This window comes from Bartonella taylorii 8TBB (genome assembly GCF_902825155.1).
In the GTDB taxonomy this organism is placed as follows: domain Bacteria; phylum Pseudomonadota; class Alphaproteobacteria; order Rhizobiales; family Rhizobiaceae; genus Bartonella; species Bartonella taylorii_A.
Genome location: NZ_CADEAG010000073.1, coordinates 1 through 562, shown reverse-complemented (window position 1 = coordinate 562; position 562 = coordinate 1). Strand labels below are relative to the sequence as shown.

At 41.8% G+C, this 562-nt stretch carries 1 pseudogene; it reads left to right on the top strand.

Annotated elements, in window-relative coordinates:
• Positions 1-562: pseudogene (locus tag J7R13_RS08705) on the top strand (portal protein); the annotation flags it as partial.

Below are 562 nucleotides of genomic sequence, written 5' to 3'. Positions count from 1 at the left end.
GTATGGTATATTGATGAAAAACGACTGGACGTTGCTCAAGAAGTGTTTCCCCATATCCATTAGAGAGATCTTGATGCTGATTGGGTTAAACAATATACGTTTTTAACTCAAACGGGGAGTGGTGATAGGCAAAGTTTTTATGGTGATGGGGATGATGCGAGTAGTTATCAACGTCCTAACATGGTCACTTTGGCTGACTGTCGTTGGTTTGAACGCGAGGTGATTTATAAAGTTCTCGAGCCTCAAAGTGGAAAGTTTATCGATTATTCAGAGCAGGATTTCCAAAATTTAAGCAAAACCTTTCCTCATGTTCAAGCAACAAGGTTGAACAGAAAAATTGTCAAACGGGCATTTTTGGGTAGAAAGCTGCTTGATGCGCCTGATAAGCCCTTGGTCCCACACAATCAGTTGGGATGGGAGTGTATTACCGGTACTTTTGATAAGTTAAGCCGGCACTTTTACGGACTTGTGCGCCCTACAAAAGATCCCCAACGGTGGGCAAACAAATATTTTAGTCAAGTGATGCATTTGCTCAATAGCCAATCAAAAGGCGGAATTATGG